This is a genomic window from Plantactinospora sp. KBS50 (assembly GCF_002285795.1).
Taxonomy (GTDB): domain Bacteria; phylum Actinomycetota; class Actinomycetes; order Mycobacteriales; family Micromonosporaceae; genus KBS50.
The window spans coordinates 5,757,396-5,771,842 of sequence record NZ_CP022961.1; the positions used below are offsets into that span (position 1 = coordinate 5,757,396).

16 protein-coding genes are annotated in these 14,447 nt (G+C 73.9%); 9 read left to right on the top strand and 7 right to left on the bottom strand.

Annotation, left to right across the window (positions count from 1 at the left end; genetic code table 11):
* Window positions 1-23 precede the first annotated feature (23 nt).
* A complete protein-coding gene (locus CIK06_RS31660; RefSeq protein ID WP_232533845.1) occupies window positions 24-464 on the top strand; it encodes a GtrA family protein in 441 nt (146 codons plus the stop codon).
* 69 nt (window positions 465-533) lie between these two features.
* The gene (locus CIK06_RS24840; RefSeq protein ID WP_095566834.1) at window positions 534-1,112 is read left to right on the top strand and encodes a GtrA family protein; all 579 of its coding nucleotides are present in this window, start codon (window positions 534-536) and stop codon (window positions 1,110-1,112) included.
* Here the strand turns inward: CIK06_RS24840 and CIK06_RS24845 are convergent.
* Together CIK06_RS24845 and CIK06_RS24850 are read right to left on the bottom strand one after the other, a co-directional pair.
* Window positions 1,075-1,635, bottom strand: coding sequence for a PH domain-containing protein (locus tag CIK06_RS24845; protein WP_095566835.1), 561 nt, complete (start codon window positions 1,633-1,635; stop codon window positions 1,075-1,077). The genes CIK06_RS24840 and CIK06_RS24845 overlap by 38 nt on opposite strands.
* Window positions 1,636-1,804: 169 nt before the next feature.
* Entirely contained in the window at window positions 1,805-2,686 is an 882-nt protein-coding gene (locus CIK06_RS24850; protein WP_095566836.1) for a biotin--[acetyl-CoA-carboxylase] ligase, read from the bottom strand.
* Window positions 2,687-2,864: 178 nt separating this feature from the next.
* Between CIK06_RS24850 and CIK06_RS24855 the strand changes: the two genes are divergently transcribed.
* A complete protein-coding gene (locus tag CIK06_RS24855; protein WP_369916251.1) occupies window positions 2,865-4,424 on the top strand; it encodes an acyl-CoA carboxylase subunit beta in 1,560 nt (519 codons plus the stop codon).
* Between the two features lie 101 nt (window positions 4,425-4,525).
* On the opposite strand, the gene CIK06_RS24860 is transcribed toward CIK06_RS24855, so the two are convergent.
* From CIK06_RS24860 to CIK06_RS32625, 5 genes are all read right to left on the bottom strand, one after another.
* Complete coding sequence (locus tag CIK06_RS24860) at window positions 4,526-5,434, bottom strand: ketopantoate reductase family protein (RefSeq protein WP_232533846.1); 909 nt, start codon at window positions 5,432-5,434, stop codon at window positions 4,526-4,528.
* A 4-nt stretch (window positions 5,435-5,438) separates the two neighbouring features.
* Window positions 5,439-6,170, bottom strand: coding sequence for a M50 family metallopeptidase (locus CIK06_RS24865; RefSeq protein WP_095568111.1), 732 nt, complete (start codon window positions 6,168-6,170; stop codon window positions 5,439-5,441).
* A 119-nt stretch (window positions 6,171-6,289) separates the two neighbouring features.
* The gene (locus CIK06_RS31665; RefSeq protein ID WP_232533847.1) at window positions 6,290-6,481 is read right to left on the bottom strand and encodes a DUF559 domain-containing protein; all 192 of its coding nucleotides are present in this window, start codon (window positions 6,479-6,481) and stop codon (window positions 6,290-6,292) included.
* 962 nt (window positions 6,482-7,443) lie between these two features.
* Window positions 7,444-7,749, bottom strand: a complete 306-nt coding sequence (locus CIK06_RS24875) for a hypothetical protein (RefSeq protein ID WP_157756932.1) — start codon at window positions 7,747-7,749, stop codon at window positions 7,444-7,446.
* A gap of 107 nt (window positions 7,750-7,856) precedes the next feature.
* Window positions 7,857-10,244, bottom strand: coding sequence for a protein kinase (locus tag CIK06_RS32625; protein WP_369916026.1), 2,388 nt, complete (start codon window positions 10,242-10,244; stop codon window positions 7,857-7,859).
* 91 nt (window positions 10,245-10,335) lie between these two features.
* Between CIK06_RS32625 and CIK06_RS24885 the strand changes: the two genes are divergently transcribed.
* From CIK06_RS24885 to CIK06_RS24900, 6 genes are all read left to right on the top strand, one after another.
* Entirely contained in the window at window positions 10,336-10,560 is a 225-nt protein-coding gene (locus CIK06_RS24885) for an acyl-CoA carboxylase subunit epsilon (protein ID WP_095566839.1), read from the top strand.
* Between the two features lie 130 nt (window positions 10,561-10,690).
* Window positions 10,691-11,104: a hypothetical protein gene (locus tag CIK06_RS24890; protein WP_095566840.1), complete on the top strand. Its 414-nt coding sequence runs from the start codon at window positions 10,691-10,693 to the stop codon at window positions 11,102-11,104.
* Window positions 11,097-12,122, top strand: a complete 1,026-nt coding sequence (locus CIK06_RS32220) for a hypothetical protein (protein WP_157756933.1) — start codon at window positions 11,097-11,099, stop codon at window positions 12,120-12,122. The genes CIK06_RS24890 and CIK06_RS32220 overlap by 8 nt, the downstream gene beginning before the upstream one ends.
* A gap of 74 nt (window positions 12,123-12,196) precedes the next feature.
* Window positions 12,197-12,460 (top strand): hypothetical protein, encoded by a 264-nt coding sequence (locus CIK06_RS30305; RefSeq protein ID WP_198348409.1) that lies wholly within the window; start codon window positions 12,197-12,199, stop codon window positions 12,458-12,460.
* Window positions 12,461-12,578: 118 nt separating this feature from the next.
* Window positions 12,579-13,577, top strand: a complete 999-nt coding sequence (gene mycP / locus CIK06_RS24895; RefSeq protein WP_232533848.1) for a type VII secretion-associated serine protease mycosin — start codon at window positions 12,579-12,581, stop codon at window positions 13,575-13,577.
* A gap of 121 nt (window positions 13,578-13,698) precedes the next feature.
* Window positions 13,699-14,442 carry a nucleoside triphosphate pyrophosphatase gene (locus CIK06_RS24900; RefSeq protein WP_232533849.1) on the top strand — a complete coding sequence of 248 codons (744 nt, stop codon included), beginning with the start codon at window positions 13,699-13,701 and terminating at the stop codon, window positions 14,440-14,442.
* The last annotated feature ends 5 nt before the right edge of the window (window positions 14,443-14,447 follow it).

Here is a 14,447-nt window from a genome sequence, read left to right on the forward strand (position 1 = left end):
GCTTCGGACACCTCATTCACGAGGTGGGAAAGTTCGGCATCGTCGGCGGCGTCTCGTACCTGGTCGACTTCCTGCTGTTCAACCTCGCCGTCTACGCCTGGGGCTTCGAGCAACTGGCCGGCAAGACCTTCTCCACGGCCATCGCCGCCACCGTCGCCTTCGTCGGCAACCGGTTCTGGACCTGGCGGCACCGGGAGCGCTCCGGGATGGCCCGCGAATACTCGCTGTACTTCTTCTTCAACGCGGTGGGCCTGGGCATCGCGCTGGCCTGCCTGGCCGTCAGCCACTACGGGTTGGGCTCGATCTGGCCCCGGGTCTTCCGGTCCGTCGCCGCGGACAACATCTCGGCCAATCTGGTCGGCACCATGCTGGGTACACTCTTCCGGTTCTGGTCCTATCGTCGGTTTGTCTTCGTTGGCCCGGCGGCGCAGGACGCACCGGACATCATCACCAAGGGTGACTGACGGCGTGTGATTCAGCACCCCACAACGCGCCGCCCTGCGAACGGGCGCCCTCAGCCGTAAGGTGGCCAGATGCGTCTATTCCGGATGCTGCCCGAGCGCTGGCAGAAGCTGGCCCATGAGGCATTGAAATTCGGCACCGTGGGCGGCATCAACACCATCGTCAATTACGTGGTGTTCAATACCCTCGCACTCACCGTGTTGCGCGACGGGCAGCTCAAGGCGACGATCATCGCGAACGTGGTGGCCGCCACCACCTCATTCCTGATGAATCGGCACTGGACCTACCGGGACCGGCCGAAGTCGGCGCTGCACCGCGAGACGATGCTGTTCTTCCTGTTCAACGGCGTCGGCCTGGTCATCGAGCTCGGCGCACTCGGCCTGGTGAAGTACGGGCTGGGGATCACCGGCCTGCTCGCCATCAACGTGGCCAAGACCGGCGGTCTGGTCCTCGGCACGCTGTTCCGGTTCTGGGCCTACCGGACCTTCGTCTTCCAGCCCGCACCCGCCGCCGTCGACGGCCACGTCGAGCACCACCTGGTCGCCGACCTGGACCCGGTCGCCGAACTGGTGGAGGAACTGGAGAACGAGCAGTACCAGCAGCCCGACCCGGTCAGAGCACCGGGCGGTCCCGCCGCGACTCCTCGATGATCTCCCGCATCTCGTCGTCGCCGAGCGAGTGCTTGTCGTGGTACGCCTCGGCCAGCTCGTAGAGCGTGGTCTGCACCCGCTCCACCCCGGGAATGTCCCGCAGCACGGTCTGGCCGCGCTCACCCGCCGACTCGATCGTCAGCGTGCCGCAGCCGAAGAGCCGTTCGCCCAGGCTCTGACTCATCGAGTGGTCGTTGATCCGGGCCAGCGGGATGTCCCGACGTTCCCGGGAGAGCACCCCCTGCTGGAGCAGCACCCGCTCGTTGGTGAACAGGTAGTGGGTGCTGTGCCAGACCAGGAACGGCCACAGGCCCAGCCAGAGCAGCAGCACCAGGCCCACGGCCGCAACGGCGTACGTCCCGATGGTCCCCGCGGTGCCCGCGGGCAGCAGCACCAGCGCGGCCACCACGGCCGCCAGCACACCCACCAGCACCAGCACCGGTCGGACCAGTGCCTTCCAGTGCGGGTGCAGATGCACCACGACGTGCTCGTCCTCGGTGAGCACGCTCTCCGGAAACGCCACGGAATCCTCCAGGATGCGCCACGGTCGCGACAATTTCGGTGCGACGGTAGCGGCTCGACGCGCTGAAAGCGCGCAGCCACTCCGGCACGATCTTGCGCGTTTCCGGACCCGGCCCGCCGGTCCGGACGGCCCGCGGGTCCGGGCGGCGCGGCCTACCGGGCGGCGCGACCTACCGCAGGTGCAGCACGTCGCCGGCCGCCACCGGCCGGTCGACGCCGTCCGCGGTGGTCACCACGAGCATGCCCTCCCGGTCGACGGTGCGTGCCGTACCGGTCAGCTCCGCGCCGCTGGGCAGCAGCACCCGGACCGGCCGGCCCAGGGTCACGCAGTGCTCCAGATACGCCGCCCGCAACCCGCTGGCCTCGACATCCCCGCCGGCCAACCGCCACCGGTCGTACCAGCCGGCCAGGCCGCGCAGCAGCGCCCGCAGCAGCGGGTCCCGGTCGGTGGCCGCCGCCCCGGCCAGCGCCAGCGACGTCGGCGGCGGCCCGCCGGCCACCGGTTCCGGCAGCTCGGTGGCGCGCAGGGTGACGTTCAACCCGACGCCGAGCACCACCGCGGGCGGCTCCCCCGGCTCGCCCGCCGGGACCGCCTCGGCCAGGATGCCCGCCGCCTTGCGCCCGGCCAGCAGCAGATCGTTGGGCCACTTCAGCCCCGCGTCGAGTTCGGCCAGCCGGCGTACCGCCTCCGTCAGCGCCACGCCCGCGAGCAACGGCAGCCAGCCGTACCCGGACGGCGGCGCGGCCGGCCAGTCGCGGTCCGGTTCGGCCTCGCCCGGCCGGAGCAGGACGCTTGTCGCGATGCCGGCCCGCGCCGGCGACTCCCAGCCCCGGCCGCGCCGCCCCCGCCCCGCGGTCTGCCGCTCGGCCGCCAGCACCAGGCCGGCCGGCTCGCCCGCCCGGGCCGCCGCCACCACGTCGGCGTTTGTCGAGCCGGTCTCCGTCACCAGTTCGAACCGGCGCCACGGCCCCGCCGGACCGGTGAGCGCCCGCTCCAGCCGCCGGGCGTCCAGCGGGGGCCGATCCAGGTCCGTGTACGGCGATCCGGGCATCGGCCCAGCCTACGGCGCGACACTTGACCCGCGGAGCCGGTGGGCGGGCGGCCGGGGCCGCCGGCCTGAACCATCGTTACGATCCCCCGTGGGACCGGACCAGGACGCCGGCCGGGCCCGGCGGCCCGGCACGGCGATGCGGAGGACGAGAGCAGTGAGCAGCGGCACCGAGAGCAACATGCACACCACCGCCGGCAGGCTCGCGGACCTGGAGCGGCGGGTCGACGAGGCCGTGCACGCCGGCTCGGCGCGGGCGGTGCAGAAGCAGCACGCCCGGGGCAAGAAGACCGCCCGGGAACGGATCGAGATGCTGCTCGACCCCGGATCGTTCGTCGAGCTGGACGAGCTGGCCCGGCACCGGTCCACCAACTTCGGGCTGGACCGGACCCGACCGTACGGGGACGGCGTGGTGACCGGGTACGGCACCGTGGACGGCCGGCAGATCTGCGTGTTCGCGCAGGACTTCACGGTCTTCGGCGGCTCGCTCGGCGAGGTCTTCGGCGAGAAGATCGTCAAGGTGATGGACCTGGCCATGAAGATCGGCTGCCCGGTGGTCGGGATCAACGACTCCGGCGGCGCCCGGATCCAGGAGGGCGTGGTCAGCCTCGGCCTGTACGGCGAGATCTTCTTCCGCAACGTCCGCGCGTCCGGCGTGATCCCGCAGATCTCCCTGGTCATGGGGCCGTGCGCGGGCGGCGCGGTGTACTCCCCGGCGGTGACCGACTTCACCGTCATGGTCGACCAGACCTCGCACATGTTCATCACCGGCCCGGACGTGATCAAGACGGTGACCGGCGAGGACGTCGGGATGGAGGAACTGGGCGGCGCGCGCACGCACAACTCGCGCAGCGGCAACGCGCACTACCTGGCCGGCGACGAGGACGACGCGATCGACTACGTCAAGGCGCTGCTGGCGTACCTGCCGGCCAACAACCTGGACGAGCCGCCGGTGCTCGACACCCCGGCCGAGCTGGCGGTGACCGACGCCGACCGGGAGCTGGACACGCTCATCCCGGACTCGGCCAACCAGCCGTACGACATCCACCGGGTGATCGAGCACGTGCTGGACGACGGGGAGTTCCTGGAGGTCCAGCCGCTCTACGCGCAGAACATCGTGGTCGGCTTCGGCCGGGTCGAGGGCGCCCCGGTGGGCGTGGTGGCGAACCAGCCCATGCACTTCGCCGGCTGCCTGGACATCGGCGCCTCCGAGAAGGCCGCCCGGTTCGTCCGGACCTGCGACGCCTTCAACATCCCGGTGCTGACGTTTGTGGACGTACCCGGCTTCCTGCCCGGCACCGACCAGGAGTGGGACGGCATCATCCGCCGCGGCGCCAAGCTGATCTACGCGTACGCCGAGGCCACCGTGCCGAAGGTGACGGTGATCACCCGGAAGGCGTACGGCGGCGCGTACGACGTGATGGGCTCCAAGCACCTGGGCGCGGACCTGAACTTCGCCTGGCCCACCGCGCAGATCGCGGTGATGGGCGCCCAGGGCGCGGTCAACATCCTGTACCGCGCCGAACTGGCCGGCGCCGACGACCCCGCGACCGCCCGGGCCGAGCGGATCAGGGAGTACGAGGACACGCTGGCCAACCCGTACGTCGCGGCCGAACGCGGCTACGTCGACGCGGTGATCGCACCCGCGGAGACCCGGTCGCAGATCGTCCGGGCGCTGCGGGTGCTGCGCACCAAGCGCGAGACCCTGCCGGCCAAGAAGCACGGCAACATCCCGCTGTAACCGCTACCGGTTCACCAGCGCCATCAGCTCGGCCGGCGCAAAAGCCCCGGCCGGAATCCGTTCCCGCAGCGCGCGCCGGACCGCCCGCTGCACGGCCGAGTTCACCGGCGTGGCCACCCGTGCAGCCGCCCCAGCAGCGCGATCTCGCCGTTGAGGTGGTCCGTCTCCGCCGAACCGGTGCCCCGGGCCAGGCTCTGCCAGGTCGAACTGCCGGAGCGCGCCCGGCCGGCGACCGGCCGGATGTTCACCCGGTCGCCCCGTTCGGCCGTCTCCTCCTGCGGCGACGCGTACCCGATGCCGGCCCGGTCGAGCACCGCCGCGCCCTCGGCGCCGACCCGGGCCACCAGACCGGACCGTTCGGCCCCGTCCGGGCCGAGCAGCGCGTCCAGTCCGTTGGCGAGGTTGCGCAGCAGCTTCGCGTACTTCCACCGCAGCACGTCGGGCCGGGCCAGGCCGACGAACCCGGCGGCGGTGAAATCGGCGACGATCTCCCGGACGGTGTCGTCGCCGCCGGCCGGGTAGCAGCCCACCTGGAGCATCCCCGGGTACGGGTGGCCCTCCGCCGCGATCCGGCCCGGCTCCAGGAAACTGGCCGGCAGCCAGACACAGACCGGGTAGACCCGCTGCACGTACCGCAGCGCCATCCGCTCGTTGGCCACCCCGTTCTGCGCGGTGAGCACCGGCAGCCGCTCCGCCAGCGTCCCGCCACCTCGTACCGGCACATCCGCCCAGGTCCGCAGGGCGGCCTCGGTGTCCTGCGACTTCACCGCCAGCACCACGACGGTGTCCGGTTCACACACCAGGCCCGCGGGCTCACCGATCCGCGGATCGTCGTACGCCGGGAGCCGGACCGTCTCCTGCCCGTCCGGGCGGGCCAGCGTGAGGCCGCGCTCCCGGATCGCCGCCAGGTGCGCGCCGCGGGCCACCAACGTCACCTCGTGCCCGGTACGGCCCAGCCGTGCCCCGATCGTGCCACCGACCGCGCCGGCGCCGATGATCAGATAGCGCATCCGCTCATCCTCCCGCGCCGAACCCCAGGTCGCTGAGGATCGGCCCGGCCAGCAGGCCGGCGCCGACGACCAGCGCCGCCACCGCGACCAGCCCGAAGATCGCCACCCAGAACATTCCGGGCAGCGACGTCACCCAGGCCAACTGGTCGGCGTCGGACTGCGGCGCGCGGCCCCGGCGGCGCAGCGACTGCAGCTCGCCGACCGGGCGGACGCCGCCGAGCAGCAGGAACCAGACCCCGGTGTACGCGAACGCCGCCTGCACCTGCGGCGAGGCGTACCAGGACACCGCGAACACCAGCCCGCCGGTGGCCACCAGCGAGACGATGCCGAACAGGTTGCGGATCATCACGAGCATGGCCAGCAGCAGCGCGACGGCGATCCACAGCAGCAGCGTGATCCGGTTGCCGCCGAGCAGCCAGGCGCCGCCCAGGCCGATCAGGGACGGCGCCACATAGCCGGCGAGCAGCGTGAACACCATCCCCGGCCCGCTCGGGCGGCCCGCCGAGAGGGTCAGCCCGGAGGTGTCCGAGTGCAACCGGACGCCCCGCAGCTTCCGCCCGGTGAGCACGGCCGCCAGCGCGTGCCCGCCCTCGTGCGCGATCGTGATCGCGTTGCGGGCGATCCGCCAGGGCAGCCGGGTCACCACCACGAGCAGCGCCACCAGCCCGGTCACCAGCACCAGCAGCGGCGGTGGATCCGGCTGCGCCCCGAACAGTTCGTGCCACAGGTCCGTCATCGAGTCGATCGACACAGGGCGCGAGCCTACGCCGCCGCCACCACTCCGGCTCCGCGTGGACTGTGCAGAGTTGTTGCCGCCCTGGCGGCAACAACTCTGCACAGTTCAGCCTCGGGGGTTCAAATGGTGGGACGCCAACCGGCGGCGAGGAGGGCTGCCCGGAGTTGAGCTGCCACCTCGTCCGGCCGGCGCCGCACGTCGAACGCGGTGAACCGCAAAATCCGATCCCCAGCGATCCACACCTCGTTCTGCCGGCGCAGGTCCGCCGCCCACTGCGCCGCCTCCATGTGATGCGTGCCATCGACCTCCACGTGCAGGCGCCAGCGGCGCCAGTACACATCCAGATAGCGGATCCGACCCCGCGCGTCCGTCCGGCGCTCCTGAAGCTCCGGCCGGGGCAGCCCGTAGCGGCGGCAGAGCCGGACAAAATCGATCTCGGACAGCGCCTCGGCGCCCCGGCCAGGTCGGCCACGGTGTTCAGCATGAGCGCGCGGCGCGGCGTCGTCGGCATCCGATCCAGCACCGCGCGCAGTTCGGCAGGCGTGACCAGGCGCTGCTGGCAGCCGGCCGCCAGGACCCCGTGCGACTCGTCCTCGGTGCGCAGCCAGCGAGCCGCGTCCACCAGGGACCGGGCCATGGTGGTCCGGTCCGGTCGACCCCGCTGACGGTCCGCGTCCGGCAGCGACCGGGTACGCCGTACCCGCACGGCCGGCATCTCCGGGGGGAACCTTCGGGGCGACCGGGCGGTCGCGCGCTCGTACGGGACGAGGACGTCGACCACCCCGTACCGCCATGCCCCGCGCAGACCGCCGGCCCGGGCGGCGGCCAGCCCGGCCAGCAGCGCTCCGTCACCGGCGGCCAGTACCGCCGCCCACCAGTGCTGGTCGGGACGCAGCGGCCCGGTCTCCGCGACCAGAATGCCCCGGCAGAGCCGCCGCCAGCGCCGGGTGGCCAGCCGATGCCGGGCCGCCGAGGGACCGATCTCCCGCACCGCCTGCCGCCAGGTCAACACCCCCGCCTGCCCGAACAGCAGCCACTCCAGCGGGTCGGCATCATCGCTCGGCAGGCGCACCCGTCCGATCGAACCGGTACGTCGGTGGTCGGGAAGTCCGGCGCACGACAGCGCGCGTTCCGATGCCCGACAGCGCGGGGCCGGTGCTGGTCACACGGCCGGCGCCGCGGCTGGCGACCGCGGTTGGCGGCCGCGGGATCGGCTACCACCGGAGGTGGACAACCGGTCCTGCGGCCGCCAGAGGTTCGGCGCGGCGCCGGGTCAGCTCCTTCGTCCGACCTGCGCCCTCGCCCGCAGCGCACCCGCGGCACCGCCGGTTGCCGTCCGCGCCGCGCCGGCCGGCACGGTACGCGAGGCGGCGCTCGACGCGCCGAGGATGCCGGAGCCGGATGCGTGCCGCCGAAGCAGCAGCGCCGCGCCCACCGCAGCGACGGCCACGGCCACGACACTTGCCACGGCGATCAGGACCGCCATGCCCAGACCCGCCAGGATCAGCGCCACGTCGCCGATCGCAACGAGCATCCAGAGCGCCACGCTGGGCTTGTTCGTCCGCCGTCGGAAACTCATGTCGCACCTCCCTTCCGTCGTGCCGGGACAAGTACCCGACTCGGCGGAGGGTCATGCCTGCTTCGGTCCGTACGGGTTGAGCCCGTGCGGATTCGGTCCTTGCTGATTCAGTCCTTGCGGGCCGGGACGAACCACTTGGCGACGATGTCGTCGAACTCCGGCAGGTACTTCTCCCAGTCCTCGGCCCGGGTGTCCCAGCGCAGCGCGTACGCCTGGTCGTGCGCGGTCACGAAGCCCCGGTTGCGCACGTGCACCCGGACACCGCCGCTGTTGGTCTGCAACCACTCCCAGTCGGCGCACGTCTTCCAGTAGTCCACCGCGTGGATGGTGACCCGCTGATAGCCGTTGATGCTGCGCTTGCGGGCGGCCTCCTGCGCGGTCCAGTCGGCGACCGGGTCGTCCTTCGGATGCCGGGTCTGGCCGATGAGCAGCAACCGATCGCCGCTACTGAAGACGATGTTGCCGTACTTGTCGGTGTGCTTGCGCCAGCCGTCGGGCACCGGCACCTTGAAGCCGCTCGGGTCGGCGTACATGTGCCAGCCGGCCGGCAGGGTGGCGCCGGTCGCGCTGGGCGAGGCCGTGGTGGGGCTGGGCTCCGCGCTGGCCGATGCCGACGGCTCGGCGGCGGGTGAGGTGGCGGCCGGCGGCGTCGATGCCGCGCCGGTCGGCCCGGCCGCCGGCGTGTCGTCGTCCGAGTCCCGCAACACCAGCACCGCGACCAGGCCCGCCACCAGCAGGGCCGCGAGCAGCGCCACCAGCACGACGATCCGGGTACGCCCCGGCCGCCGCTCGTCCGGCGGCACGACCGTTATGGGTGCGCGGCCGAGGGCCGGTACGCCGTCCACCCGGGTCCGGGTCCAACCGGCGCCCGCCGATCCCGTACCGGCCGAGCCGGCAGCGTCATCGACCGGCTCGACCGGCCCGTCCGGCTCCGCCGTGGGTCCGTCGCTGTCCGGCCCGGCTGCCCCGGCCCGCTCCCTGTCGGTCGGCTCGCCGGCGGCGCCATCCGTGGCCGCCGATTCCGCGCCGGCCTGCGCCGTGGAGGTCGACTCCGCGCCGGCCTGTGCCACGGAGGCCGGCCCGCCGGCACCGCCGTCGACGGCGGTGCCATCGGTGGCGGCCCGTTCCGGGTCGGCCCGTTCCGCGTCTTCCGGCCGCCCGCCGGCACCGCTGTCGTCCGCCCCGAGCGTGCCGGCACCGCCGTCGGGGGCGGTGGACGGCTCGCCGGTCGGCTTCGCGCCGGTGGCCGGTTGTGCGGGCACGGACACCGTTCCCGCGGCGGCCTCCGGCTTGCCCGCGGCCACCGACCTGCCCGCGGCCTCGGGCGTACCCGCGGCCACCGCGCCGGTCGCCGGCACCTCGTCCGCCACCGGCGTCCCGCCACCGGCCGCACCCCGGGCGCTGGCCGCCGCCCCACCCGCCACGGCCGCGCCGCCCAGTGCCGCGCCGCCAAGTGCCGCGCCGCCAAGTGCCGCGCCCCCCAGTGCCGCGCCGGCAACCGGGGCGGCGCCCCGGGCCGGTCCGGCGGCCGGGTTGACCGGCGGTCGGGGCGCCGGGGCCGGTGCGCTCCGGCCGGTGCCGGTACGCCGTCCCGCGGACCCCTCGCGTCCCTCCCGCGGACCGTCCGGCCCGGGCCGGCGCACGCCGTCCAGCAGCGACAACCCGCTGCGGGGCCGCCGGTGCACGATGCGGCGAAGCTGTCGTTCGGCCTCGTCCGCCGTCATCCGCTGCTCCGGGTCCTTGCGCAGCAGCCCCGCCAGCACGCCCTTGAGCGGCCCGGCGTTCCGGGGCGGAGCGACCGACTCGGTGGCCAGCGCGGCAAGCGTCGCGATGGCCGTGGTTCGGGCGAACGGCGACTGGCCCTCCACGGCGGCGTAGAGCGTGGCGCCCAGCGACCACAGGTCGGCCTGCGGTCCGGCAGTGCCGTCCCGGGCCCGTTCGGGCGCGATGTACGCCGGCGAGCCGAGCACCAGACCGGTGCGGGTCACCGTCGGGTCGCCGGGAACGGTCGCCAGACCGAAGTCGGTGAGCACCACCCGGCCGTCCTCGCCGAGCAGCACGTTGCCGGGCTTGACGTCCCGGTGCATGACGCCGTTGCGGTGCGCGGTCTTGAGCGCGCCGAGCACGCCCAGGCCGATCTCCGCGGCCCGCTGGTAGCCGACCGGGCCGTCCTTGCTGAGCACGTCGTGCAGCGAACGGGACGCGACGTACTCCATGACGATCCACGGGTCGCCGTCGGTACGCAGCACGTCGAAGACGCGTACCACGTTGATGTGGTTGAGCCGGGCGATCGCGCGGGCCTCCCGCAGCGACCGCTCGCGCATCTCCTGCCGCTCCTCGTCGGTCAGTCCCGGCGGCGGTACCAGTTCCTTGATGGCCACGTCCCGGTGCAGCACCTCGTCGCGCGCCCTCCAGACGCGGCCCATGCCGCCCTGACCGAGCGGCTGGAGCAGCCGGTACCGGTCGGCGACGAGACGAGGGTGCGCATTGGACATCCCGAGGACGGTACCCGGCGCTGTCGCGTGCCACACCGGCGGCACGCCACTACCGGGCAGGGTGGCGCACGCCACGTCGTACCCTCGGGGGATGGCACACGACGAACCGCTGTTCCGGGTGGTCCGCGGCACGCCGACCGCCGACGAACTGGCGGCACTGGTCGGCGTGCTGGCCACCCGCGCCCGGCCGGCGCCACCCCGCCGGACCGCCACGCGGTCGGCCTGGGTACGCGCCGCCCGGCCCGCAGCGGCCCATCCCTGCATGCCGGCCCGGCCCGCTCCGGACGGCTGGCGGTTCTCCGCGCTGCCGCGCTGACCGGCGTCCCGGTCGCGGGCCGATATCCACAGCCGATATCCACAGCCGGGCTCCGGCGGGCTGCCGGCGGCGGCGGAAAGCCACTAACCTCACCCTGGGGAAGGACGTCGTCACACCAGCGGGAGGCGCCGTGAAGCCGCCGGAGGATGCGCGCGAGCCCGCCTGGCTCGGTGACTACCGGGCCATCGAGGCGGACATCCGGCAGCTGGCCGACCTCGCCGCGGCGCTGGACGCGGAGGTCCGGCAGAACTACATCCCGCACCTGGCGGCGATCGACGAGGACCTGACCGTCCAACTGCCACCGCCGCCCGCCGAGTTCGTGGAGCTGTGCGCCTTCCTCGACACGCACCGCACCGCCCAGATCAACACCGCCAGCAACACGTACGCCTTCCGCGACGCCACCGCCGGGTTCGCCAGGGCCGCCGGCGAGGTCAGCAGGCGGTACGCCGGCTCCGACGCGTTCGCCGCGGCGCGGGTCTCCGACGTCCGGACGGCGTTGGACGGTACGGCCGTCGCCCGGTTGCCCGAGCCGACCGATGATTGACCCGGGCAAGGGCGAGGGCGGCTCCCCCGGCAGCACCGACTGGGCGTCCTGGGACGTCGCCGGCATGTGGCGGATGCTGGCCGGCCAGGACACCGCCGCCCAGTGGCGGCAGGTGGCCGGCTGGCGCAGGACCTGCGAGCTGGTCCGGGCGCACCTGGTCCGGCTGCGCCAGCACCGCGACCGGCTGGCCGCCGCCTGGCCACCGGAACGGAGCGCGGCGGCCCGGACGTACCTGGACCGGCTGGACCAACTGATCGCCAGCGTGGCGCAGACCCACGACGCGGCCACCGCCAACTTCGCCATCGCCGCGGCGGCGGCCGGCGCCATCGACGCCGCCCGCACCGACCTGAAGAAGATCTACGACGAGTACGCCCCGAAGCGGCGCGCCCGGGACACCTTCGACCGGCAGGCCGCCGCCCTCGCGACGGTCGGCTACCAGCCCTGGCGGCTGCCGCCGGTGAGCGACGCCGAGTTGGCGGCCCTGGACGTCCGGGCTCGGACCGTGCTGGCCGGGCTGAGCGGCGAACTCGTCCAGGCCCAGGCGCAACTCCGCCAACCACCGACGTACAGAACTCGTCCCGCCTTTGGCGAGCGGAATGACCCCGACGTTTACCGCGGCACGAGTCCGCCACCGATCCCGTCGATCGTGCCGGTGCCGACCGGTCCGGCCCGGGCGGCGCGACGGGTCACCGCGGCGCCGAGCGGCGGGGCGGCCGGCGCCACGGCCGCCGGGGCCTCCCGCGGTCCGGTGCTCGGCGGGGTGCAGACCGCGCCGCCCGGCCAGCCCGGCGGGCCGGGCACGACCACGCTGCCGGCGACCCCGACCGGTCCACCCGGAGCGCCGCCGCTCGGTCCGGGCACACCGCTCGGACCGATCACCGCGCCCGGCGCCCGGCCGGGTCCGCTCGGCCCGGCCCCCGGGGGCCGGTGCCGGGCCGGGGCGGGGCGGCCCCCGGGGCGGAACCGCTCCAGCGACCGGCGGCCGGCGCCGGCCGGCCGTTGCCACCCGGCGGTCTGATCGGCGGGGTCCCCCCGGCCAGCGGCGGGCGGGAGCCGGCAGCGCCGAGCCGGCGGATCAATCCGGTCGGCGGGGTGCTGCCCACCGGCGCCGCCGGCACCGGCCCGGCCGGCCGCGCCGGTCAGCGGCCGTTCGGTCCGGTGGGCCGGGCGGCCTACCCCGGTCAGCCGTTCGGGGCCGCCCCGTCCGGACCGGTTGGGGCCGGCGGCGCGGTGGAGGGCCGCGGCTGGGATCCCGACGATCCCTGGAGGATCGAACCCGGCGTACCACCCGTCGTGCTGCCGCCACCCCCGGCCGGCCGGATCGATCCGGGGCCGGCCATCGGCCTCGACCCGTGACCGCCGGGCCGGGCCGGCTGCTGGCCGCGCTCTGCGCGCTGGGGCTGGCTGCGGCGCCCACCCGGGGGCCGGGGCGGACCGGATCCGCGGCGACCAGTGGCACCTGGGCTACCTGCGGGTGGCCGAGGCGCACCGGATCAGCCGGGGCGCCGGTGTCACGGTGGCGGTCATCGACACGGGCGTCGACCCGCATCCCGACCTGCGCGGCAACCTGCTACCGGGCCGGGACGCCTTTCCAGGCGGGACAGGCATGGGTCAGATCGACGCCGACAACCACGGAACGGAAATTGCGGGACTCATCGCAGCCCACGGCCAAGGGAACGGGCGAGGGGCGTTGGGCATCGCGCCGGAGGCGAAACTGCTACCGGTGCGCTACGCGGTTCGGCCCGGCACCAGCGATACCGATGCCGAGGCGGTCGCCGCAGGCATCGAATGGGCCACCAACAAGGGGTCCAAGGTGATAAACCTTTCCTTAGGCGGTGGTGCAGGGCGGCAGGAAATCGACGCGATCCAAAGAGCAATCGACAAGGACACGGTGATCGTCGCGAGCGTTGGAAACGAGCCCCAATCGCTGGGAGTAGCGTTTCCAGCTACCTTGACAGGAGTGTTAGCTGTAGGCGCCACAAACCGACAGAGCCTGCGAGCGGCCTTTTCTGCGACGGGACCCGAGTTGGACATCGTCGCACCGGGCGTTGACATGTACAGCACGAGCACTGGCGGGAAATACGGGAAATCGTCCGGCACGTCGGACGCTACGGCGATCGTGGCCGGGGCCGCCGCGCTGGTGCGGAGCCGCTTCCCGGACCTGTCGGCGGCCGAGGTCGTGCACCGGCTCACCGCGACCGCGATCGACAGGGGACCGCCGGGGCGGGACGACGAGTACGGGTATGGCGAACTCGACCTGGTCGCGGCGCTCACCGCCGACGTACCCCCGTTGACGCCGAGCCCGAGCCCGACGGGGCCCGGCGCCGGCCCGACCGCGCCGGATTCGCCGCCTCCGGGCGCGGCTCCCGAGCATCGCGGCCCGCTCACGGCCGTGATGGTGGGCCTGGCGGCGCTGTTCGCGGTGGTGGTCGTGGTGCTGCTGCTGGCGCCGCACCTGCGACGCCGGCCGTAGGGCCGGACCGGCTGACCGCGCCGGATCGGCCACCCAGCATGATCGACACGACGTCCGGACCGGGATGCGCCGCCCGTGGGCCGTTAATGATCGTGGCGGCCGTCGTCGGTATGGTGTGCCGGTGTCGACCGCCAATCCGTTGCGTTTTGTCCTCGCTTCCGCCAGTCCGGCCCGCCGCAAGCTGCTACAGGCGGCCGGCATCGAGCCGTACGTGCTGGTCAGTGGGGTCGACGAGACGCAGGTTGTCGCGGAGCAGCCCGACCGGCTCTGCCTCCAGTTGGCCCGGCTGAAGGCCGAGGCGGTGGTCGGGCGGCTGGCGTCGGGGATCGACGGCGGCGCGGCCGGGCCGGGCGCCGAGGGCGGTCCCGTGGTCGCCGGCGTGCCGCACCGGACCGGATACTCCGGGGTCGGCGGCCCGCCGGCCGGCGCCGACCTGCTGTACCGGACGCTGGTGCTGGGCTGCGACTCGGTGCTGGCCTTCGACGGCCAGGTGCTCGGCAAGCCGGCCGACGCCGTCGAGGCGGCCCACCGGTGGTACGCGATGCGCGGGCGCAGCGGCGTGCTTTACACCGGACACTGCCTGATCGATCCGGCCGGCGCCCGGGTTCAGGCGGTGGCCGCCACCACGGTGCACTTCGCCAACCTGGACGACGCGGAGATCGCCGCGTACGTGGCGACCGGCGAGCCGCTCGCGGTGGCCGGGGCGTTCACCATCGACGGCCTCGGCGGGCCGTTCATCGAACGCATCGAGGGAGATCACGGCACTGTCGTCGGGCTGTCGCTGCCGCTGCTGCGTGACCTGCTGGCGGGCCTGGGCGTACGGATCACCGACCTGTGGGCCGGGGGCGCGCCCGACGCCGGTTAGCGCTA

Bases quoted from the DNA above. Each gene is read 5' to 3' on its own strand.
- CIK06_RS32625 (WP_369916026.1), bottom strand. From the start codon at position 10,244: ATGTCCAATGCGCACCCTCGTCTCGTCGCCGACCGGTACCGGCTGCTC.
- CIK06_RS32220 (WP_157756933.1), top strand. From the start codon at position 11,097: ATGATTGACCCGGGCAAGGGCGAGGGCGGCTCCCCCGGCAGCACCGAC.
- CIK06_RS24860 (WP_232533846.1), bottom strand. From the start codon at position 5,434: ATGCGCTATCTGATCATCGGCGCCGGCGCGGTCGGTGGCACGATCGGG.
- CIK06_RS24855 (WP_369916251.1), top strand. From the start codon at position 2,865: ATGCACACCACCGCCGGCAGGCTCGCGGACCTGGAGCGGCGGGTCGAC.
- CIK06_RS24875 (WP_157756932.1), bottom strand. From the start codon at position 7,749: ATGAGTTTCCGACGGCGGACGAACAAGCCCAGCGTGGCGCTCTGGATG.
- CIK06_RS24850 (WP_095566836.1), bottom strand. From the start codon at position 2,686: ATGCCCGGATCGCCGTACACGGACCTGGATCGGCCCCCGCTGGACGCC.
- CIK06_RS24885 (WP_095566839.1), top strand. From the start codon at position 10,336: ATGGCACACGACGAACCGCTGTTCCGGGTGGTCCGCGGCACGCCGACC.
- CIK06_RS24865 (WP_095568111.1), bottom strand. From the start codon at position 6,170: ATGACGGACCTGTGGCACGAACTGTTCGGGGCGCAGCCGGATCCACCG.
- CIK06_RS24840 (WP_095566834.1), top strand. From the start codon at position 534: ATGCGTCTATTCCGGATGCTGCCCGAGCGCTGGCAGAAGCTGGCCCAT.